Source organism: Pseudomonas sp. REST10 (assembly GCF_029542605.1).
Classification (GTDB): Bacteria; Pseudomonadota; Gammaproteobacteria; order Pseudomonadales; family Pseudomonadaceae; genus Aquipseudomonas; species Aquipseudomonas khazarica.
In genome coordinates, this window is record NZ_CP035677.1 from 3176676 (window position 1) to 3200882 (window position 24207).

24 protein-coding genes are annotated in these 24207 nt (G+C 65.7%); 12 read left to right on the forward strand and 12 right to left on the reverse strand.

Translation table 11 applies throughout. The annotated features are described in order from the left end of the window. The first annotated feature begins 125 nt into the window (after positions 1 to 125). Complete coding sequence (gene tal, locus EWH21_RS15030; RefSeq protein WP_277698715.1) at positions 126 to 1052, forward strand: transaldolase; 927 nt, start codon at positions 126 to 128, stop codon at positions 1050 to 1052. Positions 1053 to 1105: 53 nt separating this feature from the next. Here the strand turns inward: tal and rssC are convergent, their stop codons facing one another. Then, positions 1106 to 1588 carry an anti-sigma factor antagonist RssC gene (rssC, locus tag EWH21_RS15035; protein WP_037050692.1) on the reverse strand — a complete coding sequence of 161 codons (483 nt, stop codon included), beginning with the start codon at positions 1586 to 1588 and terminating at the stop codon, positions 1106 to 1108. Positions 1589 to 1596: 8 nt separating this feature from the next. Then, positions 1597 to 2781, reverse strand: coding sequence for a two-component system response regulator RssB (gene rssB / locus EWH21_RS15040; protein WP_277698716.1), 1185 nt, complete (start codon positions 2779 to 2781; stop codon positions 1597 to 1599). A gap of 214 nt (positions 2782 to 2995) precedes the next feature. Between rssB and EWH21_RS15045 the strand changes: the two genes are divergently transcribed. Further along, positions 2996 to 3295: a PilZ domain-containing protein gene (locus EWH21_RS15045; RefSeq protein WP_037050688.1), complete on the forward strand. Its 300-nt coding sequence runs from the start codon at positions 2996 to 2998 to the stop codon at positions 3293 to 3295. 58 nt (positions 3296 to 3353) lie between these two features. Here the strand turns inward: EWH21_RS15045 and EWH21_RS15050 are convergent, their stop codons facing one another. Continuing rightward, on the reverse strand, positions 3354 to 4058 hold the full coding sequence (locus tag EWH21_RS15050; protein ID WP_152489040.1) for a VacJ family lipoprotein: 705 nt from the start codon (positions 4056 to 4058) through the stop codon (positions 3354 to 3356). 104 nt (positions 4059 to 4162) lie between these two features. On the opposite strand from EWH21_RS15050, the gene EWH21_RS15055 reads away from it, so the two are divergent. From EWH21_RS15055 to EWH21_RS15065, 3 genes are all read left to right on the forward strand, one after another. After that, a complete protein-coding gene (locus EWH21_RS15055) occupies positions 4163 to 4573 on the forward strand; it encodes a thioesterase family protein (RefSeq protein ID WP_047591441.1) in 411 nt (136 codons plus the stop codon). A 51-nt stretch (positions 4574 to 4624) separates the two neighbouring features. Next, positions 4625 to 5341: an HAD family phosphatase gene (locus EWH21_RS15060; RefSeq protein ID WP_277698717.1), complete on the forward strand. Its 717-nt coding sequence runs from the start codon at positions 4625 to 4627 to the stop codon at positions 5339 to 5341. A 116-nt stretch (positions 5342 to 5457) separates the two neighbouring features. Then, the gene (locus EWH21_RS15065) at positions 5458 to 5724 is read left to right on the forward strand and encodes a DUF4404 family protein (protein ID WP_047591445.1); all 267 of its coding nucleotides are present in this window, start codon (positions 5458 to 5460) and stop codon (positions 5722 to 5724) included. A gap of 70 nt (positions 5725 to 5794) precedes the next feature. Here EWH21_RS15065 and queF read toward each other — a convergent pair whose 3' ends face one another. The 3 genes from queF to EWH21_RS15080 form a co-directional block, all read right to left on the reverse strand. Continuing rightward, complete coding sequence (gene queF / locus EWH21_RS15070; RefSeq protein WP_277698718.1) at positions 5795 to 6625, reverse strand: NADPH-dependent 7-cyano-7-deazaguanine reductase QueF; 831 nt, start codon at positions 6623 to 6625, stop codon at positions 5795 to 5797. A 136-nt stretch (positions 6626 to 6761) separates the two neighbouring features. Then, positions 6762 to 7244 (reverse strand): GAF domain-containing protein, encoded by a 483-nt coding sequence (locus tag EWH21_RS15075; protein WP_152489044.1) that lies wholly within the window; start codon positions 7242 to 7244, stop codon positions 6762 to 6764. Further along, positions 7241 to 8131 carry an ATP-binding protein gene (locus tag EWH21_RS15080; protein ID WP_037050673.1) on the reverse strand — a complete coding sequence of 297 codons (891 nt, stop codon included), beginning with the start codon at positions 8129 to 8131 and terminating at the stop codon, positions 7241 to 7243. The genes EWH21_RS15075 and EWH21_RS15080 overlap by 4 nt, the downstream gene beginning before the upstream one ends. Before the next feature lie 108 nt (positions 8132 to 8239). On the opposite strand from EWH21_RS15080, the gene EWH21_RS15085 reads away from it, so the two are divergent. Beyond that, complete coding sequence (locus EWH21_RS15085; protein ID WP_277698719.1) at positions 8240 to 10561, forward strand: response regulator; 2322 nt, start codon at positions 8240 to 8242, stop codon at positions 10559 to 10561. On the opposite strand, the gene EWH21_RS15090 is transcribed toward EWH21_RS15085, so the two are convergent. The 4 genes from EWH21_RS15090 to EWH21_RS15105 all read right to left on the reverse strand — a co-directional run bounded on the left by EWH21_RS15090 (position 10551) and on the right by EWH21_RS15105 (position 13701). Further along, a complete protein-coding gene (locus tag EWH21_RS15090; RefSeq protein WP_037050670.1) occupies positions 10551 to 11009 on the reverse strand; it encodes a MarR family transcriptional regulator in 459 nt (152 codons plus the stop codon). The two genes, EWH21_RS15085 and EWH21_RS15090, sit on opposite strands and share 11 nt — an antisense overlap. After that, the gene (locus tag EWH21_RS15095; protein ID WP_277698720.1) at positions 11006 to 11491 is read right to left on the reverse strand and encodes a glutathione peroxidase; all 486 of its coding nucleotides are present in this window, start codon (positions 11489 to 11491) and stop codon (positions 11006 to 11008) included. Before EWH21_RS15095 ends, EWH21_RS15090 begins: the two co-directional genes overlap by 4 nt. A 118-nt stretch (positions 11492 to 11609) precedes the next feature. After that, positions 11610 to 12740: a 4-phosphoerythronate dehydrogenase PdxB gene (pdxB, locus tag EWH21_RS15100; RefSeq protein ID WP_277698721.1), complete on the reverse strand. Its 1131-nt coding sequence runs from the start codon at positions 12738 to 12740 to the stop codon at positions 11610 to 11612. 70 nt (positions 12741 to 12810) lie between these two features. Beyond that, complete coding sequence (locus tag EWH21_RS15105) at positions 12811 to 13701, reverse strand: LysR family transcriptional regulator (protein WP_277698722.1); 891 nt, start codon at positions 13699 to 13701, stop codon at positions 12811 to 12813. Between the two features lie 249 nt (positions 13702 to 13950). Here EWH21_RS15105 and EWH21_RS15110 point away from each other — a divergent pair, with 249 nt between their 5' ends. The 3 genes from EWH21_RS15110 (at position 13951) to EWH21_RS15120 (ending at position 17442) form a co-directional block, all read left to right on the forward strand. Beyond that, complete coding sequence (locus EWH21_RS15110) at positions 13951 to 14850, forward strand: EamA family transporter (protein ID WP_277698723.1); 900 nt, start codon at positions 13951 to 13953, stop codon at positions 14848 to 14850. 90 nt (positions 14851 to 14940) lie between these two features. Further along, a complete protein-coding gene (locus tag EWH21_RS15115; protein ID WP_037050662.1) occupies positions 14941 to 16314 on the forward strand; it encodes an MATE family efflux transporter in 1374 nt (457 codons plus the stop codon). Positions 16315 to 16359: 45 nt separating this feature from the next. Then, positions 16360 to 17442, forward strand: coding sequence for a DUF3080 domain-containing protein (locus tag EWH21_RS15120; RefSeq protein WP_277698724.1), 1083 nt, complete (start codon positions 16360 to 16362; stop codon positions 17440 to 17442). Here the strand turns inward: EWH21_RS15120 and tusA are convergent. Further along, positions 17439 to 17678 (reverse strand): sulfurtransferase TusA, encoded by a 240-nt coding sequence (tusA, locus tag EWH21_RS15125; protein WP_172979220.1) that lies wholly within the window; start codon positions 17676 to 17678, stop codon positions 17439 to 17441. The genes EWH21_RS15120 and tusA overlap by 4 nt on opposite strands. A 228-nt stretch (positions 17679 to 17906) precedes the next feature. After that, positions 17907 to 18962 carry a 23S rRNA (cytidine(2498)-2'-O)-methyltransferase RlmM gene (rlmM, locus tag EWH21_RS15130; RefSeq protein WP_037050655.1) on the reverse strand — a complete coding sequence of 352 codons (1056 nt, stop codon included), beginning with the start codon at positions 18960 to 18962 and terminating at the stop codon, positions 17907 to 17909. Between the two features lie 222 nt (positions 18963 to 19184). Here rlmM and acnA point away from each other — a divergent pair, with 222 nt between their 5' ends. The 3 genes from acnA (at position 19185) to EWH21_RS15145 (ending at position 24179) form a co-directional block, all read left to right on the forward strand. Then, positions 19185 to 21926 carry an aconitate hydratase AcnA gene (gene acnA / locus EWH21_RS15135; RefSeq protein WP_179554489.1) on the forward strand — a complete coding sequence of 914 codons (2742 nt, stop codon included), beginning with the start codon at positions 19185 to 19187 and terminating at the stop codon, positions 21924 to 21926. Between the two features lie 181 nt (positions 21927 to 22107). Then, positions 22108 to 23673: a PAS domain-containing methyl-accepting chemotaxis protein gene (locus EWH21_RS15140; protein ID WP_179554490.1), complete on the forward strand. Its 1566-nt coding sequence runs from the start codon at positions 22108 to 22110 to the stop codon at positions 23671 to 23673. Between the two features lie 101 nt (positions 23674 to 23774). Beyond that, a complete protein-coding gene (locus tag EWH21_RS15145) occupies positions 23775 to 24179 on the forward strand; it encodes a thioesterase family protein (protein ID WP_047591465.1) in 405 nt (134 codons plus the stop codon). Positions 24180 to 24207 lie beyond the last annotated feature (28 nt).

The window sequence follows — 24207 nt, forward strand, 5'->3', positions numbered from 1 at the left end:
AGATAAAGACGAACGAGCGAGCAAAAAGCGCATCCCATGCAGGTAAATTTTGTCAGTGACCCGACCGTTGAGCGCCCGGAGCGCCTCGGGTAAGGTCATGCCATCCGCAACGACAAGGCCACGTCATGACCTCCAAGCTGGAACAACTCAAGCAGTTCACCACCGTAGTCGCCGACACCGGCGACCTCGACGCCATCGCTCGCCTGCAACCGGTGGACGCCACCACCAACCCGTCGCTGCTGCTCAAGGCCGCGGCCTTGCCCCGCTATGCCGACCTCCTGCGCCAGGCCGTCGACGCGGGCAAGGGGGACCTGGGCCTGGCCTGCGATCACTTTGCCGTCGCGGTCGGTCAGGAGATTCTCAAGGTCATCCCGGGACGTATCTCGACCGAGGTCGACGCACGCCTGTCATTCGACACCGAGGCCACCCTGCAGCGTGCTGAACGCCTGATCGGTCTCTATGAACAAGCGGGAATCGGCCGCGAACGCGTGCTGATCAAGATCGCTTCGACCTGGGAAGGCATTCGCGCGGCCGAACGCCTGGAGAAAGCGGGCGTACAGACCAACCTGACCCTGCTGTTCGCCTTCGCCCAGGCCCAGGCCTGCGCCGATGCCGGCGTGTTCCTCATCTCGCCGTTCGTGGGCCGCATCTACGACTGGTACAAGAAGGCCGAAGGCCGCGACTTCGTCGGCAGTGAAGACCCGGGCGTGCAGTCGGTCACCCGCATCTACGACTACTACAAGCACAATGGCTATGACACGGTGGTGATGGGCGCGAGCTTCCGCAACCTCGGCCAGATCGAAGCACTGGCTGGCTGCGACCGCCTGACCATCAGCCCCGAGCTGCTGCAGAAACTGGCCGAGGACGACGGCCAGCTGAGCCGCCAGCTGGCGCCGGGGGCAGCGGGCGAGCCGCGCCAGAGTCTCGATCAGAGTGCCTTCCGCTGGGCGCTGAACGAAGACGCGATGGCCACCGAGAAACTGGCCGAGGGCATTCGTCTGTTCGCCCGCGACCAGGAAAAGCTCGAGGCGCTGCTGACCGCCACGGCCTGAATGAAAAAAGGGGCGTCAGCCACGCTGACGCCCCCTTTCGATTACGCCCGAGGTCAGTGCCGTTCGAGCGCGCTGACCAGATCGTGAAAGGCCTCGCGATTGGAGTCGTTGAGCCCCATCAGGATACGGTGCGCTTCCAGCACCTTGGCCTTGACCACTTCCTCGGACTGATCCTGCGAAGGCAGGTCGTCCAGGCACTCCGGGCAAGGGATCGGCCGGTTGACGATATTGAACACCTGATCGAAGCCCATGGACTCCAGCAGGCGGGTGATATCGTCGTGCGTGGTCACGACGGTGGGCAACAGGCCAACCTTCTGCCGGGACAGAATGGACAATTTCGCCAGCAAACCGAGCGTGGTGCTATCGATACTGCGGGTTTCGGTCAGGTCGATGACGATGGCCGAAAAATTCAGTGCGGTAAAAATCTTTTCAATCGTGGCATCCAGCGCTGAACACAATGTCAGCCGGACTTCACCGACGAACTTCAGGACGAAGGTACCGTCCTGCTCGGCGAATTGGATGCGACCGGGGCTCATCCCAGGATTCATGCAAGGTTCCTGCTCAACACCAGCAAGGCGATATCATCCGGCATCTCGCCCAGATTGGCCAGACCGAGAACTTGACGCAAACCACTCAGGGTACCGCCAGCCTGGCTAAGCAGTTGTGGCAGCACCAATTCCTTGTCTTTCAGGGTCTCTCCCGGCAACAGGTCGAGGATGCCATCGGACAACAGGGTCAGGCTGAACGACTCGGGTAGCGCCATGACCAGGTCGTTGTATTCGGCCTCTTCGAACAGGCCGACCGGCAGACCACGCCCTTCCAGATAGCGGGCCTGGCCGTTCTCGAACAGCACGGGCAGCGGCAGGTGGCCACCGACGCTGTAGGTCAGCGTACCGCTGTCCTGGTCGATCACCCCGCCGAGCATGGTCACGTGCTTGCCCAGCTTGCAGTTGATCAGCCCACGGTTGATGTGGCCGAGCACGTCCGAGGGCTTGAACTCCGGCAGCCCGCCGCCGCGACGCCACTCGTAGAGCAGGCGCGTGGTCATGAACTTGAGCAGCACGGTGACGAACGCGGAGGACGCGCCGTGCCCGGAGACGTCCGCCAGATAGAAGGCGATGCGCCGTTCGTCGATACGGAAGTAGTCGACGAAGTCACCGGAAAGGTACAACGACGGAATGATCTGATGCGCGAAGGTCAGGTCATCCACCTGCCAGGGCGTCACCGGCAGCATGTTCATCTGCACCTGGCGCCCGGCGTTCTGGTCTTCCTGCAGCAGGTGCAGGCTGGCCTGCAGCTCGCGGTTGGCCGCTTCGAGCTTGTCGCGGTAGCGCTGGTTTTCCTGGCGCAGGCGATAGCGGTCGAGCGCTCGGTTTACCGAGTGCTCGAGCACGGCCAGGTCTTCCAGGGGCTTGATCAGGTAATCGGCCGCACCCAGGCGCAGGGCCTCGACGGCATCGTTCATCACGCCGGCCCCGGACACCACGATGACCGGCACTTCGATGCCCAGCGCATTGATTCGGCGGATCAGCTCGAGTCCGTCGACCTGCGGCATGCGCAGGTCACAGATCATCAGGTCGGGGTGTTCCTGCTGAAAGACTTCCAGCCCCTGCAAACCGTTATTGGCCTGCAACACCTTGAAGCCGCTGTCTTCGAGATAGGCCGCGAGGCTTGCACGCACGACGTCGTCGTCGTCGATGATCAGCAGAGTGGCACTGGTTTTGTGCATGGGGTATCCAGGCAAACTGCGCCAGGGCAATTTTTGGTCACTGCCCGTAGCGCGGCGCCGCATCGGTGGCGCCAGGGCGATTTCAAGGGGCAGACGGTACTCCCATCTGTCCAGCGATTCAAGCCGGGACCGGTCGTCGTTCGGCGGCTTTACAGGTCAAATCGGCGGGGGTTATAAGAGCCGCGGGAGAGCTCATAAGAAGAGGACAGGGTCCATGAGTCAGAACGATCGAGCGTACAGCGAGAAACGCGACTACATCCGCATGCGATTGGAAGCTCCAGTCATCCTCCATCATGCTGGCCGGGAAATCCCGGCAATGTGCCTGGATCTCTCCAGTACCGGCATGCAAATCGAGGCCGAAGTCACCTTGAGCATGGGCGACAAGGTCAAGGTCCACATCCCCTCCGAACACAACGAGCTGGCGGGCCTCGATGCCCAGGCCGAGGTGGTGCGCATCAGTGACCTCGAGGACGGCCGTCAGTCGCTTGGGCTGGCCATCCTCTCCATGAGCTGAAATCTGCCCTTACGAAAAAGGCGGCCCAGGGCCGCCTTTTTTGCATCCGCCAAGGTGCTCAGAAGTCGTCCTCGACCTCACCGTCCTTGACCTTGAACTCGCGGCTCTGCAGGTAGGCGTTGCGGATGAAGATGTACTTGTCGCCGCTGACCAGGCGCTCGGCCTGCAGCAGGCTGGCACGGGTATCGATGACTTCCACGCCACGGGTCACGTTGCGGGTCGGCACGTGGTCCATGTACGGATAGGGCGTCAGGAAGCTGTCCGGAACGCGGCCGGTGGCATCACGCACGGTGCTCGGGCCGAGGAACGGGATCACCAGGTAGGGCCCGCTCTCCACGCCCCAGGCGCCGAGGGTCTGGCCGAAGTCTTCGTCGTTCTTCTGCAGCCCCATGTGCTTGGCCACATCGAAGAAGCCCAGCAGACCGAAGGTGGTGTTGAACAGCAGACGACCGGTATCGACGCCGGCATCGTGGAACTTGCCCTGCAGCAGGTTGTTGGCCAGGTTGCCGACATCGCCGATATTGCCGAAGACATTGTGCACGCCGTCCTCGAGAAACTGCGGCGTCACGGCCTGATAGCCCTGTGCGACCGGCTTCAGCGCGTAGGTGTCGAGTGTGTCGTTGAAGCTGAACATGGCGCGGTTGAAGCCCTCCCAGGGGTCATCCTCCGACGCCGCCTGACTCAGCACAGGCAAGCAGCTCAGGCCAACGAGCGCGACCAGACTGCCCAGGCGCGCGATCCAGCGAGTACCGGTCACATGCATTGAATTCTCTCCTTGAGGAAAATAACGTGGCCACCGCCAGCGGCCCGAAGGCCGCGTAGTATAAAGCCAGTAGCCCGCCTTGGGCAGCATAGCGAACAATTGCCATGACCGATAAGACACTGCTGCATACCGCCCACATCCCCGTACGCTGGGGCGACATGGACAGCTACGGACACGTCAACAACATCATCTACATGCAATACCTGGAGGAAGCCCGCGTCGCCTGGCTCGAACTGGCGGGCGTACCCATGAGCAACGTGCCCCAGGGCCCGGTCGTGCTGCAGACCCAGCACACCTACCTGAAACCCGTGGTCCACCCGGCGACCGTGATCGTCGAGCTGCGCGCCGGCAAGGCTGGCCGCAGCAGCCTGGTGGTCGAGCATCGCCTGAGCACGCTGGACGATCCCGAGACGCTGTACGGCGAAGGTTACTGCAAGCTGGTGTGGGTCGATCACGCCGGAGGCCGCTCCGTTGCCCTGCCAGACCACGTGCGCGCGCTGTTCGCTGTCACCTGACGGTCATCCCGCGTCAGTAGATTGAGTGGGGCCACTGCCACGGACGCTGCCATGCCCTCCTCCCCGACCGCCCTCCTCTTCGAGCTATCCGGCTGCCTGGTCGACTTCGGCGCGCGCACGCTGCCCGTCGCCCTGCAACGGCTCTACCCCGAATGCAGCACGACGACGCCTGTCGACACCCCTCAGCAGGCACTGGAGGCTTCGCTGGGGCGCGCCGCGACGCCAGCGCAGCTGCAGGCCCTGCGGGAGACGCTCAGCGAGGTGGCCGGCGAACACGCCGAGCTGGCGCCAGGCGCCGAACGCCTGCTCAATGACCTGGCCAACGGTGGCGTGCCTTGCGCCTGGCTCGACAGGCTGCCGAGCGATGCCAGCCTGCGCCTGGCCGAGGCGCTGCCGGACTCGGTGCTGGCAGCCCTGCCGCAGCAGGCCAGAGCCTGGCCGGCCCCCGACAGCTGCTGGCAAGCGCTGACCCAGCTGGGGGTCGAGCGCCTGGACGGCTGCATCCTGGTCAGCGGCAACCCGCTGCTGCTGCAGGCCGGGCTGAACGCCGGTTGCTGGACCATCGGTCTGGCCGCCTGCGGCCCCTTGTGCGGGCATGCCCCGGCCGACTGGCAGGCGCTGGCCGGCAACGAGCAGGAGCGTCTGCGTGCCGAAGCCACGCTGCGACTCTATCGCCTGGGCGCTCATTCGGTGGTCGATCACCTGGGCGAAATCGCCGCCAGCCTGGACGACATCGGCATGCGCCGCAGCAAGGGCGAAAGACCCTGAGCGGTTGATCCGGATCAGGCAAAAGCGCTGCGCTTGGAGTACCCTTCAGGTACAGGCGGAAAACTTCCAGCATGGCCTGGGGTCAATGCCTATGCCGATTCGACAAGGAGAACTCTATGCCAGCAAGCGACCTGCAGCAGCAACTGGACGCCCTACAGCAACACCTGGCCCAGGACACGCCGCTCAGTGAGGAAGAACGGGCATCGCTTTACCTGCTGACCCAGGAAATCGAGGTGCAACTGGCGCGCGAGGCCGCGGCTGCACCGGATGCGACGCTGGTCGATGGCGTCAACCTGGCAGTGGAGCGTTTCGAGGCCAGCCACCCCACGCTCGCCGGTACCCTGCGCAACATCATGCAAAGCCTGGCCAACATGGGCATCTGAACAGCCTGCGCCGGATGACACCGGCGCCTCCAGCAGAAAATGCCGCCCGAGGGCGGCATTTTTCATGGCATCACTGGCGCGCGAGACGACCGTTATCGCTAGTGATCGCCGCCGTGCTGCGGTAGGGATTGATGTCCAGTCCCCCACGGCGCACGTAGCGCGCATAGACGGTCAGCGACTGCGGATTCAGCAGGCGCTGCAGGTCGAGGAAGATGCGTTCCACGCACTGTTCGTGGAAGTCGGCGTGCTGACGGAAGCTCACCAGATAGGCCAGCAGGCTGGCAGGATCCAGCGCCGCGCCCTGGTAGTGCACCACCAGGCTACCCCAGTCCGGCTGACCGGTGACCGGGCAGTTGGATTTGAGCAGGTGGCTGTGCAGGCAGGCCTCCTCCAACCGTCCGGCGTCACAACGCAGCAGCTCCGGCTGCGGGTGATCGTACTGGCTGACGCTGATTTCCAGGTCGTCGATGCACTGGCCCGGCAACGTCGCCACGCCCTCCTCCGCCACTTCCGCCAGCGAACGCAGACGCACGGCCACCGGCTTGCCGGCCACCGCAGACAGATCACTGGCCAGGGTTGCCTGCACCTCGTCCCAACTGGCGAACATCGTCTGGTTCAGCGAGTTGAGATAGAGCTTGAATGACTTCGACTCGATGATGTTCGGCGAATCGGCCGGGATGGCGAATTCGGCGATGGCCACCACCGGCTTGCCGGACGGCAGCAGCCAGGACAGCTCATAGCAGTTCCAGTAATCCACGCCCTGATACGGCAGGTTGGCGCCATCCAGGCCCAGCTCGGCCCACTTGGTCGTGCGCGAGATGGGAAACAGCAGTTCGGGGCTGTATTCGGCGATGTACTGGCTGGACTTGCCCAGCGGAGAGTGTTCGGCGGGGTGCTGCATGGTGCGAAATCCGGAATGGCGGGAACCGGGCGAGTTTAATGACTTGAGCAGCGCTTGTCCTGAGCCGTTGCGCAAGGTACACCGGTCGTGGGCACGCAGCCGCGCAGGTGCGCGGCCGCTGGTGCCCCGTCACGGCTCAGCAGTCGCTGGCTGCCAGGAAGATCGCCGCCAGCGCCTCGACCCCGGCCTGATCGACCTCGCTGAAACGCCCGAGCGACGGGCTGTCCAGGTCCAGCACCCCGATCAGTCGGGCATCCTTCACCAGCGGCACGACCAGCTCGCTGTTCGAGGCGCTGTCGCAGGCGATATGCCCGGCGAAGGCATGCACGTCTTCGATGCGCTGCGTCTGCCGGCTGGCAGCAGCGGCGCCACAGACGCCACGGCCGAAGGGGATGCGCACGCAGGCAACCTTGCCCTGGAACGGCCCGAGCACCAGTTCGCCGTCCTTGACCAGGTAGAAACCCGCCCAGTTCAGGTCCGCCAATTCATGGAAGAGGAAGGCGGAGAACTGCGCGGCATTGGCGATGAAATCCCGCTCGCCGCTGAGCAGCGCCTCCAGCTGTGCGCTCAGCAAGCGGTAGCCATCGAGACCGGAGCCGGTTTGCGACAGATCGATCATGCTTGCTGCTCCAGCAGTTGCAGGCCGACCCAGTGACGGGCGAACTGATAGGCGCAACGGCCGTTGCGGTTGCCGCGCCCCAGCGCCCAGCGAATGGCGGCTTTTTCCAGCGCCTCGTCCCAGTTCCAGCGCAGGCCGACCTGGCGCGCCTGTACCTCGACCCAATGACGCACGACGATCAGGAAGTGCTCCTGGCTGAAGGGATAGAACGACAGCCACAGACCGAAGCGGTCGGACAGCGCGATCTTGTCCTCGACGGCCTCGCTGGGGTGCAGCTCGCCATCGACCATCTTCCAGTTCTCGTTGTCGCTCTGCCGCTCGGGCACCAGATGGCGGCGGTTGGAGGTGGCGTACAGCAGTACATTGTCCGGCGCCTGCTCCAGCGAGCCGTCGAGCACGCTCTTGAGCACCCGGTAGTCGCCCTCGCCCGCCTCGAACGAGAGGTCGTCGCAGAACAGCACGAAACGCTGCGACTGCCCCGCCAGCAACTCCACCACCCGTGGCAGATCGGCCAGGTGGTCGCGCTCGATCTCGATCAGGCGCAGGCCTGCCGCAGCGTGCTCGGCGAGCAGGGCGCGCACCAGCGATGACTTGCCCGTCCCCCGCGCCCCCCACAGCAGTGCGTGGTTGGCCGGCAGGCCGCTGACGAACTGACGGGTGTTGCGCGCCAGCTGCTCGCGCTGGACATCCACCCCCAGCAGATCGCTCAGCGACAGGTCCAGGCACACGTCCAGCGGCTGCAGGAAACCACTGCGGCCATCACGCACCCAGCGCGCCGCCACGCAGTGGCTCCAGTCCACGTGCGGGCGTACCGCCGGCAGCAAGGGTTCAAGGCGTTCCAGCACCTGCTCGGCACGGGCCAGAAAGTCCAGCAATCGGGAATCCACGATCGACTACTCCTTTTGCGCAGAACCGCACGTTGCAGGCTCTGCCGATACAGCGTCGCGATCAGCTATGCTTGGCATGCGCCAAGGATCAGAGACACGCACATATTCATGGATATTTCGCTCACCAATCGCCTGTCATTCAAACAGGCCGGCCTGACCGTGCTGGTGGCGTTTATCCTCGGCACGCTGTTGAGCGTCACCCAGGTGGCGATCGATTATGCCAGCGAAGACGCCTCCATCAACCGAGAGATTCGCGCCCTGCTGGAAATCAGCCACAACCCGGCAGCGCGCATCGCCTACAACATCGACGCGGAACTGGCCCAGGAGCTGGTGCTCGGCCTGTTGCGCTCGCCAGCGGTTACCCGCGCCGAGCTGATCGACAACAGCGGCCTGGTGCTGGCCAGCGTCAGCCGGCCGCGCAGCGAGAGCCGCTACAGGGTATTCAGCGACAGCCTGTTCAGCGCCGAACGCGAATTTCAGGACCCGCTCTTCGTCTCCCATGCGCCCCATGAGGCGCTGGGCATTCTGCGCCTGGAGGTCGACACCTATGCCTTCGGCAGCCACTTTCTGCGGCGCTCCCTGCTGACCCTGCTGACCGGTTTCGCCCGCAGCCTGCTGCTGTCGCTGATCCTGCTGGTGCTGTTCTACTTCATGCTGACCAAGCCGCTGACCGGCGTGATCCGCGCGCTCAGCGAGCGCAACCCGCAGGACCCGCAGCATCGTCCGGTGCCCTGCCCGGAAGGCCACGAGCGCGATGAGATCGGCATTCTGGTGGAGGTCACCAACCGCCAGCTGTCGAGCATCGCCCAGGAAATCGAGCAGCGGCGCAATGCCGAGGACCGCCTGACCCAGTACCTGAACGAGCTGGAGAACATCGTTTCGGCGCGCACGGCCGAACTCAAGGCCACCAATGCCCGCCTCAGCCAGTCCAACCGCGAACTCGAGGTCGCCCGCACCACGGCGCTGAACATGGCGCAGGCGCGTTCGGCCTTCCTGGCCAACATGAGCCACGAGATTCGCACGCCGCTCAACGGCCTGCTGGGCATGCTCGCCCTGGCGCTGGACGGCCCGCTCAGTGCCGAACAACGCCAGCAGCTGGGCATCGCCCATGACTCCGGCAAGGTACTGGTCGATCTGCTCAACGATATCCTCGACCTGTCCAAGTTCGAGGCCGGGCAACTCGAACTGGAGTCCATCCCGTTCGATATCGGCGCCCTGGCCGAAGAAACCGCCAGCCTGCTGTCGCAGAACGCGGCAGGTGCCGTCGAGCTGACCTGCCTGATCGACCCCGCGCTGCCGGCGCAGGTGCTGGGTGACCCGACCCGGGTGCGCCAGATCGTCAGCAACCTGCTGTCCAACGCCTTGAAGTTCACCCGCTTCGGCCGCGTCGACCTGGCGCTGACGCGCTGCCCCGAGGGGATCTGCATCCGTGTGCGCGATACCGGCATCGGCATCTCCGAGGAAGCCCAGGCGCGCATCTTCCAGCCTTTCGCCCAGGCCGAGGTGGGTATCACCCGCGAGTATGGCGGCACCGGCCTCGGCCTGGCGCTGACCCGCCGCCTCTGCGAGGCCATGCATGGCCAGCTGAGCCTCGATTCCAAGGAAGGCTTCGGCAGCGAGTTCCGCGCCGAGCTGCCGCTGCCCACGCATGCGCAGGCCAACCCGCAGCCGCTGCTGCAAGGCAACATCGTCGCGCTGACCGCCGCCAGCAGCGGCCTGCAGCAGATGCTCAGCCAGTGGCTGCCCGCCTGGGGCCTGGGCTTCCGCCGCCTGGATACCGATGCCAGCCTGCTCGGCGTCGACGCCGACCTGCTGATCAGCGACTGCCCGGAGTGCCTGCTCGGCATTCGCCCGGCCATCAGCACACCGGTGCTGCTGGTGACGGCCTATGGCAACTTCCTGCCGCACGATCAGGCGCAGCGTCTCATGCCCCTGCTGCAGATCGCCCGACCGCTGTCCCGCAGTGGCCTGATCCAGGTGCTGCGGCACATTCTGCAGAGCGACGACGGCGACGTGCATGACGACGCTCAGGTCAAGCCGACGCGCTCGAGTTCGGCCCGCGTGCTGCTGGTCGAGGACAACCCGGTCAACCAGATGGTGGCCAAGGGCATGCTGAGCAAGCTCGGCTACCAGGTACTGATCGCCGGCCACGGCGCCGAGGCCCTGGACGTGCTGGAGCAGGAGTCCGTCGACCTGGTCCTGATGGACTGCAACATGCCGGTGATGGATGGCTACGAAGCCAGCCGACGCATTCGCAGCAATGGTCGCTGGCCGGAACTGCCGATCGTGGCCCTGACCGCCAATGCGCTGTCCGACGAGCGCGAACGCTGTCGCGCCGCCGGCATGAACGATTACCTGGCCAAGCCCTTCCAGCGCGAGGAGCTGGCAAACATGCTCAACACCTGGCTGCCGGAGAGCGTCAGCCGTTGAGCCTGGCCAGCAGCTGGTCCAGATTGCGCCGCAGCCCCTCCATCTCCAGCAGCTCCTGATCGGCGAACTGGCACAGCAGCTGGGCCTTCAATGGCGGGACCTGCGCGCGCAAGTCCTGCCCCGCCTCGCTCAGTGCCAGATGCACCTCACGTTCGTCGCTTGCCGAACGCCGCCGCAGCACCAGGCCCATCTGCTCCAGGCGCTTGAGCAGCGGCGTGAGGGTCCCCGAATCCAGCTGCAGGCGCTGGCCGAGCGCCTTGAGCGTGGGCTGCACCGGCGCCTCGTCCTGCCATTGCCACAGCACCAGCATCACCAGATACTGCGGGTAGGTCAGGCCCAGCGCGTCGAGCATCGGCTTGTAGGCACGAATGACCGCGCGTGACGCCGCGTACAGCTTGAAACACAGCTGGTTGTCCAGCTGCAGTTGCGCGCTATCGGATGCACTCATCGCAACAGCGCTTCGATCTCGCTGCCCAGCTCTTCCGGCTTGGTGGTCGGGGCGAAACGCTTGACCACCTGGCCATCCTCGCCGATCAGGAACTTGGTGAAGTTCCATTTGATGCCCTGGCTGCCGAGCAGGCCCGGCGCACGCTTCTTCAACTGCACGAACAGCGGATGCGCATCGCTGCCATTGACGTCGACCTTCTTGAACAACGGGAAGCTGACACCGAAGTTCAGCTCGCAGAACTCGGAGATCGCCCCTTCGTCACCCGGCTCCTGCTTGCCGAACTGGTTGCAGGGGAAGCCAAGCACCACCAGGCCCTTGTCCTTGTACTGCTGCCAGATGCTTTCCAGGCCCTTGTACTGGGGAGTGAAGCCGCACTTGCTGGCGGTGTTGACCACCAGCACGGCCTTGCCGCCGAAGTCCGCCAGGGTTTTCTGCTCGCCCTTGATGGTGGTGACCGGAATATCGAAAAGCACATTGCTCATGGGAATCGTCCTGAATGGATGAGAGTGGCGAACAAAATAGCGAGCAATTAAATTGCATGCAATTTAATACCCACAAAAATAAGGCGCATGGATAGCGCCTCATTGCCTGGTCGCAGCGTTACACCAAGGTTGCGCCCAGCGCCTGCACCAGCCTGGCGAGTTGCGGCGCTTCGCCCTGGAGGCGTACGCGCAGCCCGTCGATCTCGCGACGCATGGGGTAATGCTTGCGCAGGTGGTCGAATGCCGCGCGGCGCGTGGCGGCCTCGCCCACGAGGCTGCGGCGAAAATCGGCGTCGTCGCGCCGCGGGTCGTATACCGCCCGGCACAGGCTGGTCAGCAGCCAGCCGGGCTCGGCGCTGGCGCCGATGCACAGCTCACCCAGCCAGGGCGGCGGCAGCAGATCGGCCAGGCTCACCTGCTCGGCCACGCCGAGAACGCGGCAGCAGGCCTGATAGATCTGCGCCGTACCGCGCAGCTTGCCGTCCAGGCTGTAGCCGGCGATATGCGGCGTCGCCAGCTGGCACAGCGCGGCCAGTTCGACATCGACCTGCGGCTCCCCCTCCCACACATCCAGCACGGCCTGAAGATCACGCCGCACCGGCAACAGCTCGCGCAGGGCGGCGTTGTCCACGACCGCGCCGCGACTGGCATTGATCAACCAGGTGCCAGGCTGCAATGCGGCCAGGCGCCGGGCATCGAACAGGTGGCGTGTCGAAGCATCCAGCGGCGTATGCAGGCTGATCACGTCGCACGCCTCGATGATCCGCTGCAGATCGACGAACGCGCCGCCCTCGGCAGCCTGTCGCGGCGGATCGCAGACCAGCACCTGCCAGCCCAGCGCCTGCAGCACATCGACCAGGCGCCCGCCAACCTGCCCCGCGCCCACCACGCCGTAGACCCGCGTGGCCGGGTCGACTCCCTCGCGCTCGGCCAGGGCGAGGATGCTGCCCAGCACGTAATCGACCACGCCACGGGCATTGCAGCCCGGCGCACTGCTCCAGGCGATGCCCGCCTCGGCGAAGTAGTCGAGGTCCAGATGATCGGTGCCGATGGTGCAGGTGCCGACGAAACGGACCTTGCTGCCTTCGAGCAGGGCACGATCGACCTGGGTCACCGAGCGCACCAGCAGCAGGTCGGCATCGCGCACGTCCGCCGCGCCGATCGCACGTCCAGGCAGGCGGCGGATACGGCCGAAACCGGCAAAGAATTCATCGAGCAGGGGAATGTTTTCGTCAGCGACTATCAGCATGCAAGACTCCGTTGTTCGCTGCAGATTCTACTCAGCGCAAAGAAAAAAGGCTGCGCCTGACGCAGCCGGCTCAGGCCACAACCGGCAACTCGGCGCCACGGCCTGTGGCTACCTCGGCGCAGATGGCCGCATACAGCGCCATCCACTGTTCGGAACGCCCACCGCCCTCACGCAGAAACACACCAATCTCCACCGAGCCGTCCTGGCACAGACCATCCTCGGAGCCGAGAATGCGCAGCGCGCTTCGGTTGACGCTGTATTCCAGCATGAAGGAGATGCCCATGCCCGCTTCGACTGCGGAACAGATAGCGCCGAGGTTGGCGCTGCTGAGCACCACGCGCCAGGAGACACCACTGGCATCGAGCTGAGCCAGCGCGGGAGCCTGCCAGACACAGCCCTTGCCGAATGCGATCACTGGCGCATCCTGCCCCGAGGGCATCCTGAAGCCATGCGCGGCGACCCAGACCAGGCGCTCGTTCCAGCTGAACGCAGGAAGCGCATCGACCTGCTGCCTGTCGGCGATGACCATGTCCAGCCTGGCCTCGCGCAACATCCGCGACAGCGCCTGGCTATCATTGATGACGATTTCCAGCTGCACATGCGGATGGTGGCTGGTGAAACGCTCCAGCACCCTGGACAACGCGCCGATGGCGATATCTTCCAGCATGCCGATACGAATGGTCTCCACCTGGCCGCTGGGTTGCAGTGCACGTCTGGCGTCTTCGCCGAGGCTCAGGATCTTGGTGGCATAGGGCAACAACGTCTCCCCTGCCTCGGTCATCGCCACCGCTCTGGGCGAGCGTTCCAGCAGCTTCACGCCCAGATCGTCCTCGAGCCGTTTCACCTGAAGGCTGAGCGCAGCTTGCGTTCGATGCAGCAACTTCGCCGCACGACTGAAGGACCCCGTGCGGGTGATGGTGACGAAGGCTCGCAGCAGGTCGTTGTCCAGATCGCTATTCACGCAGCGGCATCCATTGAAAGCCCTTGAAACAGCCGGCGACTGTATCACGAAGCCCCGTCCTGGCCGCAGCTCCGGTGCAGCGAACGCCTGCGGGCCATCCACGATAAGCGGCGCTAATCGTGGCATAACGATAACTTGATCGCGTTGTCCGCAGACGCTGGGTACTTTCTCCGGGTCTCGACCCACCAGGCCCCATGAACCTCATCACGCCCCCGTGCCGAGAACAGGTGCCACGACTCCGGAACGCCGATGCAAGACCTCACCGAAGCAACCCCGTCGAACCCGACCCAACCTCGCCACAGCACCTCGCCACGCCTCAGGAACGGTGTCGTCGCGGCTATCCTGTTCTGCCTGATCTCGATGCTCAGCATCCAGCTGGGGGCCTCGCTGTCACTGGATGTGATGGAGCGCTTCGGCAGCTACACCACGACCTGGGTGCGACTCTGTTTCGCTGCAGCGATCCTCTATCTGATCGTTCGCCCGAAGCTGCTGAGCTTCAACCGCCAGCAATGGACCGGCGCACTCCTGCTCGGCGCCGCCATGGCGCTGATGACGACCTCCATTTTCCAGGCGATCCGCAGCGCGCCGCTCGGCCTGGTGGTCGCGATCAATTTCCTCGGCCCCATCTGCATCGCCCTGGCCGGAGTTTCCGGCTACCGCGCCTATCTGTGGCCGGCACTGTCGCTCGTCGGCGTCGTGCTGATCGCTTACGACGGCACGAGCTGGGTCACCGACGCCCGTGGCCTGCTGTTCTCCCTCGGTGCCGCTCTCGGCTGGGGCGGCTACATCCTGCTGATGAAGCGCGTAGGCAGCCAGTTCAGCGGCTTGCAAGGCCTGTCGGTGTCCCTGCTCGCAGCTGCGGCGATCATGACACCGATCGGGCTCGCTCAGGCGACTCAGCTGCATGACCCGCAGCTGTATATCCAGGGCGCCGGCCTCGCCCTCCTGGTACCACTATTGCCCTACGTGCTCGAGATGCAGGCGCTGCGCAAACTGAGCACGGCGGTGTTCGGCCTGCTGATGAGCCTCGAGCCGGCAGTCGCGGCACTCCTTGGTTTCGTGGTCCTGTCGCAGACCCTGTCAGCCCTGCAGGTGATTGGCGTGGGCTGCGTGGTGGCAGCTTCTGCCGGGGTACTGAAAGGCAAATGACTGCAATGCATCAGGCTCGCCTGCGCGCCTTTCCTGACCGACACGTCAAGGCGTAGACTACGCGGTTTCCTGCCTTCCCGAAGAACCGAAATGTCCACCGACACCCGCCTTGGCCGCGTGCGCACGGAACTGCGCAGCCTGCTCCTGCTGGCCACCCCCATCATCATCGCCCAGCTGGCGCACACCGCCATGGGCTTCGTCGATACGCTGATGGCCGGGCGCGTCAGCCCGCAGGACCTGGCCGCCGTGGCGCTGGGCAACTCGATCTGGGTACCGGTGTTCCTGCTGATGACCGGCGTGCTCCTGGCGACCACACCCAAGGTCGCACAGCGTTTCGGCGCCGGCGAAGAACCGAGCATCGGCCCGCTGGTACGCCAGGCCCTGTGGCTGGCCCTGGCCGTGGGCGGCAGCGCGGCGACGCTGCTGTGGAATGCCGAGTTCATCCTGCGCCACATGAATGTCGAGCCGGCCCTGGTCACCCCGGCAATGGGCTATCTGCGGGCCGTGGCCTGCGGCTTTCCTGCGGTCGCACTGTTCCATGTACTGCGCTGCTTCAGCGACGGCCTGGGCCACACGCGACCGACCATGGTGCTGGGCATCATCGGCCTGATGCTGAACATTCCGGCCAACTACATCTTCATCTACGGCAAGTTCGGCTTGCCGGCCATGGGCGGTGTCGGCTGCGGCTGGGCCACGGCGCTGGTGATGGGCTTCATGCTGATCGGCATGCTGGTCTGGGTGAAATGGGCGCCCTACTACCGCGCCAGCGGGCTGTTCGCTCATTTCGAGTGGCCGCAATGGGCCGTGATCCGCCGCCTGCTGGCCATCGGCGTGCCGATTGGCGTGGCCGTCTTCGCCGAATCCAGCATCTTCGCGGTGATCGCCCTGCTGATCGGCGGCCTCGGCGCGACCGTGGTCGCCGGGCACCAGATCGCCCTGAACTTCAGCTCCATGGTGTTCATGATTCCCTACTCGCTGGCCATGGCCTCCACGGTGCGCGTCGGTCAGGCACTGGGGCGCGGGCAGCCGCGCGAGGCGCGCTTCGCAGCCGGTGTGAGCATGGGCGCCGCGCTGGGCTACGCCTGCCTGTCGGCCAGCCTGATGCTGTTGCTGCGCGAGCAGATCGCGCAGATCTATACCCCGGACAAGGCGGTGATCGCGGTGGCGGCGACGCTGATCGTGTATTCCGCGCTGTTCCAGTTCTCCGATGCCATCCAGGTCACCGCTGCCGGCGCCCTGCGTGGTTATCAGGACACCCGCATCACCATGCTGCTGACGCTCTTCGCCTACTGGGGCATCGGCCTGCCGGTGGGCTACGCCCTGGGGCTGTCCGACTGGCTCGGCGAACCCAGCGGCCCCAGCGGCCTGTGGCAGGGCCTGGTGGTCGGCCTGACCTGCGCGGCGGTGATGCTCGCCATTCGCCTGGCGCGCAGCGCACGCAGGCGCATTCGTCACGCGGCCTGAACGAGGGCGATTGGATAGCCGGGGGATCGGCTCTAGACTGAGCCCATGACACGACTCGTCCTGTTCCTCGGCCTCCTGCTGCTGGCCGGCTGCCAACCGGGCAACGACGGGCTGGCACTGCAGCGCGACTACCTCGAGCGCCTGCAGCGCTCGCTCGACGGCGCGGACTTCGCGCCCTTCGACACGCGCACGCTCAGCCAGTATCGCCTGCCCGCGCGACGCCAGCGCCTGCTGGAGCTGCCGGAACTGCGCATCGGCCTGCTCGACCTGGTGATCGATGCGCGGCGCTGCCCGCACCTGCAGCAACTCATCAGCCAGCGCAACAGCAGCCTGGGCAAGCAGCTCCTGCCCAGCCAGCGTCTGGGTTACGAGGGCGACCTGCTGCGCGCCATCGACGATTGCCTGCCACACCTGCCGGACAGCGCCAGCCTGAAAGGCACCCTGCAACGCCTGGCCGCAGAGAAACGCCGGCAACTGCCCGCCGTGTTCTGGAACGCACTCAATGGCAGCCCGGAGTTCGAGCACTACCTGCGCTTCGCCGACCAGGCATTGCCGCTCGGCAGCCAGGAAGACAACGCCGCCCTCGACGCCCTGCAGCGCCTGGCCAGCCTCGGCGCGGCCCTGCCCCGCCAGCTGCCGCCGGGCAGCGACACCCTGGACCCGCTGTTCTTCGCGCTCTACGCCAGCGAGCAAGGCGGCCAGCTGATCACCAGCCTGGCCAGCCTGCGCCACACCCTCGACGTCGGCAGTGAACTGCTGGAGCAGCGCCAGCGCACGCGCCCCCTGTGCCCGCTGGGCAAGGCGACGCCACGCGGGCGCATCCTGCAGAACATCTTCGTCAAGTTCTACGCCGGCGGCCTGCAGCCTTATCTGGCCCAGGTCGACCAGCGCGGCCAGCAGTGGCAGGCGGCGCTGCACCACTTGCAGCGCGTCGAGGGCATTCCACTGGCCACCCGCGAGCACCTGCAGCGACTGGCTGGCGAACAGGATGGCTTGTGGCAGGCGTTTCGCGCCGCCACGGCGCGTCACGTCAAGGCCTGGCAGACCGTGCTGAACAGCTGCGGCCTGGCGCCGGGGCAAACGGGATGGAAAGGCGCCGGGCGCGACGCCGAATCCTGGGCTGGCTAGTCCGTCTTCTTGCGGATCCAGTACAGGTAGGTGCCGTCTTCCTCGGCCTGGCCGAGCAGCTCATGGCCGAGGAACACACAGAACTTGGGAATGTCACGACGGGTCGAGGGATCGGTGGCGATCACCTTGAGCAGGCCGCCCGGCGACAGGTCGCGCACCTTGTTGTGCAGCATCATCACCGGCTCGGGGCAGTTCAGGCCACTGGCGTCGAGCAGGTCATCGTGATTGAGGGTCAGGGCTTCGGACATAGGGGGCTCCACAGGCAGGCGCGCATTGTCGCGCAAAGCTGACCTCCAGGTCACCCTGCGCGCACAACCTTGGATGGGCGGCGCACGCCCGCCAACTGCGGCAGAGTGCCTGCGCTCCGGCGTGTCAGGGATGGCCCGCACGCGCGCTCCGGGAGGACTCCGGAACGACGCGGGAGTCCGGGCCGGGCCCCTGCGGCCCGAGCCCGGTTCATCCCCTCACTTGCCGTGGCGGCGCAGATGACAGGTCACTTCCTCACGGTCGTGGTAGAGCTGCTTGCAGCCGATACTGACCTTCATGCCTCGCTCCGCCAGCCCCGACGCGATGCGCTCGAGCAAGCGCCGCACCTCGGCATAGCGCTGCTTCATCGGCAGCTTGAGGTTGACCACCGCCTCGCGGCACAGCCCCTCGCCCAGCCAGGTCTCGATCATCGAGGCGGTGCGCGCCGGCTTCTCGACGATATCGCAGACCATCCAGTGCACCGGATGGCGCGGGCGGAAGGTGAAGCCGTCGGCCCGCTGGTGCACCACGAACCCCGAATACATCAGGCTTTCGGCCATCGGTCCGTTGTCCACGGCGGTCACGCGGATTTCCCGGTTGACCAGCTGCCAGGTCCAGCCACCGGGCGCAGCGCCCAGGTCCACGGCGGTCATGCCCGGCGCCAGGCGCTGGTCCCACTGTTCACGCGGGATGAAGTGATGCCAGGCCTCCTCCAGCTTGAGCGTGGAACGGCTCGGCGCCTCGCGCGGGAACTTGAGACGCGGAATGCCCATCGGCCACATCGCCAGGTTGTCCGCCTCGGCGATGCCGGCGAACACCTCGCGGCCGCTCTTGAAGGTCAGCAGCAGGCGCGGTTTCTTCGCGTCCTCCACCAGCCTGCCGGCCTTGAGCAGCGCCTTGCGCAGCGGGGCCTCGAACTTCTTGCAGAAGGTGGAGACTTCCTTGCCCTCGTTGGTGTCGAGCACCTCCAGCCACAGGCTGCCGCACACCGGATAGTCGGCCAGTGCCTCGAGCAGCACACTGATGCGCTCGCTCTCCGGCAGCTCGACGAAGCGCCCACGCGCCCACTGCCGCGGGAAGATCAACTGGTTGAAACGCACGCTGCGCATCAGGCGCTCGCAATCGGCCGCATCGTTGCAGACGAACTCGGCGCACGCGCTGCCAGGCTTGGCCTTGGAGTAGCCGGGCACGTCCAGACGAGCCGCGAGGTCGCTGATCTCGGCGCAGACCTCGCCCTCGAAACCGGGGCGGCAATGCAGAAACAGGGTATTCATCAAAGCGTCTCCTTGAGCCGCGCATGATACCTGAGGCGGGAACCTGGGGCCTGCAAACCTGTCCAGCTACTGTGTAGCCATCATCGTTTGAACCGGCTACGACTTGCTCGCAAACCACGCACATTCAAGGATACGGCTCGCAAGACTCGTCAGGCAGGACTAGCTTGAGAGTCTGCCGCCATCAGACATAGCCCGAACCGTGCGGGCCCAAGGAGACGTGCAATGCCCTCCCTCGATAGCCTGAACTGCCGCCGCGAACTGAAGATCGGCGACACCACCTACCACTATTTCAGCCTGCCCGAGGCGGCCCGCCGCCTTGGTGACATCCAGCGCCTGCCCAAGTCGCTCAAGGTGCTGCTGGAAAACCTGCTGCGCAATGAAGACGGCCAGACCGTGAGCGCAGAAGACCTGCAGGCCATGGTCGACTGGCTCGACCAGCGCGCCTCGGACCGCGAGATACAGTACCGCCCGGCACGGGTCCTGATGCAGGATTTCACCGGCGTCCCGGCGGTGGTCGACCTGGCCGCCATGCGCGACGCCATGGCCAGGGCCGGCGGCGATCCGCAGCGCATCAACCCGCTGTCGCCGGTGGACCTGGTCATCGACCACTCGGTGATGGTCGACCGCTACGCCTCCTCCAGTGCCTTCCACGACAACGTCGAGCTGGAAATGCAGCGCAACGGTGAACGCTATGCCTTTCTGCGCTGGGGCCAGCACGCCTTCGACAACTTCAGCGTGGTACCGCCAGGCACCGGTATCTGCCACCAGGTCAACCTCGAATACCTGGCACGCACGGTGTGGACGAAGAGCGAGGACGGCGCCACCCTCGCCTACCCCGACACCCTGGTCGGCACCGACTCGCACACCACCATGATCAATGGCCTCGGCGTGCTCGGCTGGGGGGTTGGCGGCATCGAGGCGGAAGCAGCCATGCTCGGCCAGCCGGTGTCGATGCTGATCCCCGAGGTCATCGGCTTCAAGCTCAGCGGCAAGCTCAAGGAAGGCATCACCGCCACCGACCTGGTGCTCACAGTGACGCAGATGCTGCGCAAGAAAGGCGTGGTGGGCAAATTCGTCGAGTTCTACGGCGACGGCCTGGCCGAGCTGCCACTGGCCGATCGCGCCACCATCGCCAACATGGCACCGGAATACGGCGCCACCTGCGGCTTCTTCCCGGTGGATGACATCACCCTCGGCTACCTGCGCCTGTCCGGCCGCCCGGAAGCGAGCGTGCAACTGGTCGAGGCTTACAGCAAGGCCCAGGGCCTGTGGCGTGAAGCCGGGGCAGAACCGCTGTTCAGCGACAGCCTGAGCCTGGACATGGGCAGCGTCGAAGCCAGCCTGGCCGGGCCCAAGCGTCCGCAGGACCGCGTCGCGCTGGGCCAGGTCAGCCAGGCCTTCGACGACTTCGTCGGTCTGCAGCTGAAACCGGCGGCCAGGGAAGAAGGCCGCATGCTCAACGAAGGCGGCGGCGGTACGGCCGTCGGCGGCGACCAGCAGAGCGGCGGGATCGATTACCAGGACGACGGCCATACCCACCGCCTGCAGGATGGCGCCGTGGTGATCGCCGCCATCACCTCCTGCACCAACACCTCCAACCCCAGCGTAATGATGGCGGCCGGTCTGCTGGCCAAGAAGGCCGTGGAACGGGGCCTGCAACGCCAGCCCTGGGTCAAGAGCTCCCTCGCCCCTGGCTCCAAGGTGGTCACCGAGTACTTCGCGGCCGCCGGCCTGACCCCCTACCTGGAAAAACTCGGCTTCGACCTGGTGGGCTACGGCTGCACCACCTGCATCGGCAACTCCGGCCCGCTGCGCGAGCCCATCGAGAAAGCCATCGCCAAGGCCGACCTGACCGTGGCCTCGGTGCTCTCCGGCAACCGCAACTTCGAGGGCCGCGTGCATCCGCTGGTGAAGACCAACTGGCTGGCCTCGCCGCCCCTGGTGGTCGCCTATGCCCTGGCCGGCAGCGTGCGCATCGACCTCACCCGGGACGCGCTCGGCACCGGCAAGGACGGCCAGCCGGTCTACCTCAAGGACATCTGGCCGAGCCAGGCGGAAATCGCCGACGCCATCGCCAAGGTCGACACCGCGATGTTCCGCAAGGAGTATGCCGAGGTCTTCGCCGGCGACGCGAAGTGGCAGGCGATCAGCGTGCCCGAGGCCGACACCTACGCCTGGCAGACGGACTCCACCTACATCCAGCACCCGCCGTTCTTCGAGAACATCGCCGGCGATCCCCCGCGCATCACTGACATCCGCGATGCGCGCATCCTCGCCCTGCTGGGCGACTCGGTGACCACCGATCACATCTCGCCGGCCGGCAACATCAAGGCCGACAGCCCGGCCGGACGCTACCTGCGCGACAATGGCGTGGCCCAGGCCGACTTCAACTCCTATGGCTCGCGTCGTGGCAACCATGAGGTGATGATGCGCGGCACCTTCGCCAACATCCGCATCCGCAACGAAATGCTCGGCGGCGAGGAAGGCGGCAACACCCTGCACATCCCCAGCGGTGACAAGCTGGCGATCTACGACGCCGCCATGCGCTACCAGGGCGAAGGCACGCCGCTGCTGATCGTCGCCGGCAAGGAGTACGGCACCGGCTCCAGCCGCGACTGGGCGGCCAAGGGCACCAACCTGCTGGGCGTCAAGGCCGTGATCGCCGAGAGCTTCGAGCGCATCCACCGCTCCAACCTGGTGGGCATGGGCGTGCTGCCGTTGCAGTTCAAGCCCGGCACCGATCGCAACACCCTCGGGCTGACGGGCCAGGAGACGCTGGCCATCGAAGGCCTCGAAGGCGTGGAGCTGCGCCCGCAGATGCCCCTGACCCTGATCGTCAGCCGCGAGGACGGCCAGCAGGAACGGGTCGAAGTGCTGTGCCGCATCGATACGCTCAATGAGGTCGAGTACTTCAAGGCCGGTGGCATCCTGCACTACGTGCTGCGCCAGATGATCGCCAACTGACGCAAATGCCCTGCTGCTTCCTGCGGCAGGGCGCCTATTCTTCGTTGGGCCAGGGACGGCCGCCATCGCGACAGAAATGTGACGCCATTCAAAAAGCGTTACACTCGCAAAAAACGGATTCAGCCCTCAACTTCGCCACTTGCCGGCCGATGACAGGGCATTACAACGACGGATACCTGCCATGCGTAACAACCAACCGGTCACCCAGCGCGAACGCACCTTCCCTGCGCAGCAGCGTCTGATCTCCACTACCGATCTCAAGGGCCAGATCACCTACTGCAACGACGCCTTCGTCGAGATCAGTGGCTTCACCCGCGAAGAACTGCAACGTGCGCCGCACAACATCGTGCGCCACCCGGACGTTCCGCCGGCCGTGTTCGATCACATGTGGACGACCCTCAAGAGTGGTCGCCCGTGGATGGGTATCGTCAAGAACCGCTGCAAGAGCGGTGACTTCTACTGGGTCAACGCCTACGTCACGCCGATCACCGAGAACAACCAGGTGGTCGGCTACGAGTCCGTCCGCGTCAAGCCCAGCGCCGAGCAGGTACGCCGTGCAGAGGCACTCTACGCACGGGTCAACGCCGGCAAGTCGGCCGTTCCGGCGAGCAATCAGTGGGTGCCCATCGTCCAGGCGTGGATGCCGTTCATCCTGGTCAGCCAGATCGGTTTTCTCATCGGCCACTGGATGGGCAGCAACTGGGGCTTCATCCTCGCCGCCCTGCTCTCCGTACCGCTGGGCCTGGCCGGCATCGCCTGGCAGACCCGCGGCATCAAGCGCCTGCTGCGCATCGCCGAGCAGACCACCTCCGACCCGCTGATCGCGCAGATGTACACCGACAGCCGTGGCGCCGAAGCGCGCCTGGAGATGGCCATGCTCAGCCAGGGTGCACGCCTGAAGACCTGCCTCACCCGGCTGCAGGACACCGCCGAGCACCTGACCCAGCAGGCGCGCGAAGCCGACAAGCTGGCCCACAACAGCTCGGCCGGCCTGGAGCGTCAGCGCAGCGAAACCGAACTGGTCGCCACCGCCGTCAACGAGATGGCCGCCACCACCCTGGAAGTGGCCAGCAATGTCGCCCGCACCGCCATCGCCACCCAGGAGGCCAATCGCCTGACCAGCGAAGGCCGCGGCATCGCAGAAGAAACCCGCGAAGCGATCCAGCGCCTGTCGCAGTCGGTGGGCGATACCGGCGAGACCGTCACCCGCCTGGCCCAGGACAGCAATGAAATCGGCGGCGTGGTCGATGTGATCAAGGGCATCGCCGACCAGACCAACCTGCTGGCCCTCAACGCGGCCATCGAAGCGGCCCGCGCCGGCGAGATGGGGCGTGGTTTCGCCGTGGTGGCGGATGAAGTCCGGTCGCTGGCGCAACGCACCGCCGAATCCACCGAGCAGATCCACACGCTGATCGCCAAACTGCAGCGCACCGCCGAAGAAGCGGTGATGACCATGGAAATCGGCCGCAAGCAGGCCGACGAAGGCGTCGAACGCGTGCTGAAGGCCGACCAGGCGCTGTCCGGCATCAGCGACTCGGTCGCCAACATCGCCGACATGGCCAACCAGATCGCTGCCGCTGCGGAAGAACAGAGCGCCGTGGCCGACGAGATCAATCGCAACATCACCACCATCGCCCAGCTGGCCGACCAGACGGCTGGCGAGGCGCAGAGCACGGCCAAGCTCAGCCAGGCCCTGACCGGCACCGCCCAGGGCCAGTACGCGCTGGTCGAACGCTTCAACCGCTGACCCCGCCCCGGCGCAGTGGCTCAGCCGCTGCGCCGGGTTGCGCACCTGCGCGGTTCCAGGCGCACAGTACGTCCAGCAACGCCCAACCCGAGACCTTCCCCATGAGCTTTGTAACGAAGCGACGAATTCTCTTCGGCGACTGCGACCCGGCCGGCATCGTCTACACGCCACGCATCAGCTACTTCGTCATCGAAGCGGTGCACGACTTCCTGGCTCACGCCCTTGGCGGGCCGGCCATACGCGAAATTTTCGCGATGGGCATTCTGCCTCCCGCCCGCGCGCTGTCGATCGAGTTCCTGGCGCCCATGGCCTGGGACGAGGTCATCGACATCGAGGTGCGCGGCGGCGATCTCACCACCAGCTCATTCTCCTTCTGCGTCGAGGCCCGCAATGCCGCGCACGACGTCACCTTCCGCGCCACCCTCACGCAGGTAGCCGTGTCCCCCGAGAGCAAGCGCCCCATCCCGCTGCCCCAGGCGCTGCGTGACGCCCTGAGCGCGACCTGACGCCCCACGGCGCCCCGACACGCGCCTG

Excerpts from the sequence above, each read along its gene's own strand:
- EWH21_RS15050 (WP_152489040.1), bottom strand. The coding sequence starts at position 4,058 with ATGCATGTGACCGGTACTCGCTGGATCGCGCGCCTGGGCAGTCTGGTC.
- acnA (WP_179554489.1), top strand. The coding sequence starts at position 19,185 with ATGCCCTCCCTCGATAGCCTGAACTGCCGCCGCGAACTGAAGATCGGC.
- EWH21_RS15095 (WP_277698720.1), bottom strand. The coding sequence starts at position 11,491 with ATGAGCAATGTGCTTTTCGATATTCCGGTCACCACCATCAAGGGCGAG.
- EWH21_RS15120 (WP_277698724.1), top strand. The coding sequence starts at position 16,360 with ATGACACGACTCGTCCTGTTCCTCGGCCTCCTGCTGCTGGCCGGCTGC.
- EWH21_RS15060 (WP_277698717.1), top strand. The coding sequence starts at position 4,625 with ATGCCCTCCTCCCCGACCGCCCTCCTCTTCGAGCTATCCGGCTGCCTG.
- tal (WP_277698715.1), top strand. The coding sequence starts at position 126 with ATGACCTCCAAGCTGGAACAACTCAAGCAGTTCACCACCGTAGTCGCC.
- EWH21_RS15045 (WP_037050688.1), top strand. The coding sequence starts at position 2,996 with ATGAGTCAGAACGATCGAGCGTACAGCGAGAAACGCGACTACATCCGC.
- EWH21_RS15115 (WP_037050662.1), top strand. The coding sequence starts at position 14,941 with ATGTCCACCGACACCCGCCTTGGCCGCGTGCGCACGGAACTGCGCAGC.
- rssB (WP_277698716.1), bottom strand. The coding sequence starts at position 2,781 with ATGCACAAAACCAGTGCCACTCTGCTGATCATCGACGACGACGACGTC.
- EWH21_RS15075 (WP_152489044.1), bottom strand. The coding sequence starts at position 7,244 with ATGATCGATCTGTCGCAAACCGGCTCCGGTCTCGATGGCTACCGCTTG.
- pdxB (WP_277698721.1), bottom strand. The coding sequence starts at position 12,740 with ATGCTGATAGTCGCTGACGAAAACATTCCCCTGCTCGATGAATTCTTT.
- EWH21_RS15065 (WP_047591445.1), top strand. The coding sequence starts at position 5,458 with ATGCCAGCAAGCGACCTGCAGCAGCAACTGGACGCCCTACAGCAACAC.
- queF (WP_277698718.1), bottom strand. The coding sequence starts at position 6,625 with ATGCAGCACCCCGCCGAACACTCTCCGCTGGGCAAGTCCAGCCAGTAC.
- EWH21_RS15110 (WP_277698723.1), top strand. The coding sequence starts at position 13,951 with ATGCAAGACCTCACCGAAGCAACCCCGTCGAACCCGACCCAACCTCGC.
- rlmM (WP_037050655.1), bottom strand. The coding sequence starts at position 18,962 with ATGAATACCCTGTTTCTGCATTGCCGCCCCGGTTTCGAGGGCGAGGTC.
- EWH21_RS15090 (WP_037050670.1), bottom strand. The coding sequence starts at position 11,009 with ATGAGTGCATCCGATAGCGCGCAACTGCAGCTGGACAACCAGCTGTGT.
- EWH21_RS15145 (WP_047591465.1), top strand. The coding sequence starts at position 23,775 with ATGAGCTTTGTAACGAAGCGACGAATTCTCTTCGGCGACTGCGACCCG.
- rssC (WP_037050692.1), bottom strand. The coding sequence starts at position 1,588 with ATGAGCCCCGGTCGCATCCAATTCGCCGAGCAGGACGGTACCTTCGTC.
- EWH21_RS15085 (WP_277698719.1), top strand. The coding sequence starts at position 8,240 with ATGGATATTTCGCTCACCAATCGCCTGTCATTCAAACAGGCCGGCCTG.
- EWH21_RS15140 (WP_179554490.1), top strand. The coding sequence starts at position 22,108 with ATGCGTAACAACCAACCGGTCACCCAGCGCGAACGCACCTTCCCTGCG.
- EWH21_RS15055 (WP_047591441.1), top strand. The coding sequence starts at position 4,163 with ATGACCGATAAGACACTGCTGCATACCGCCCACATCCCCGTACGCTGG.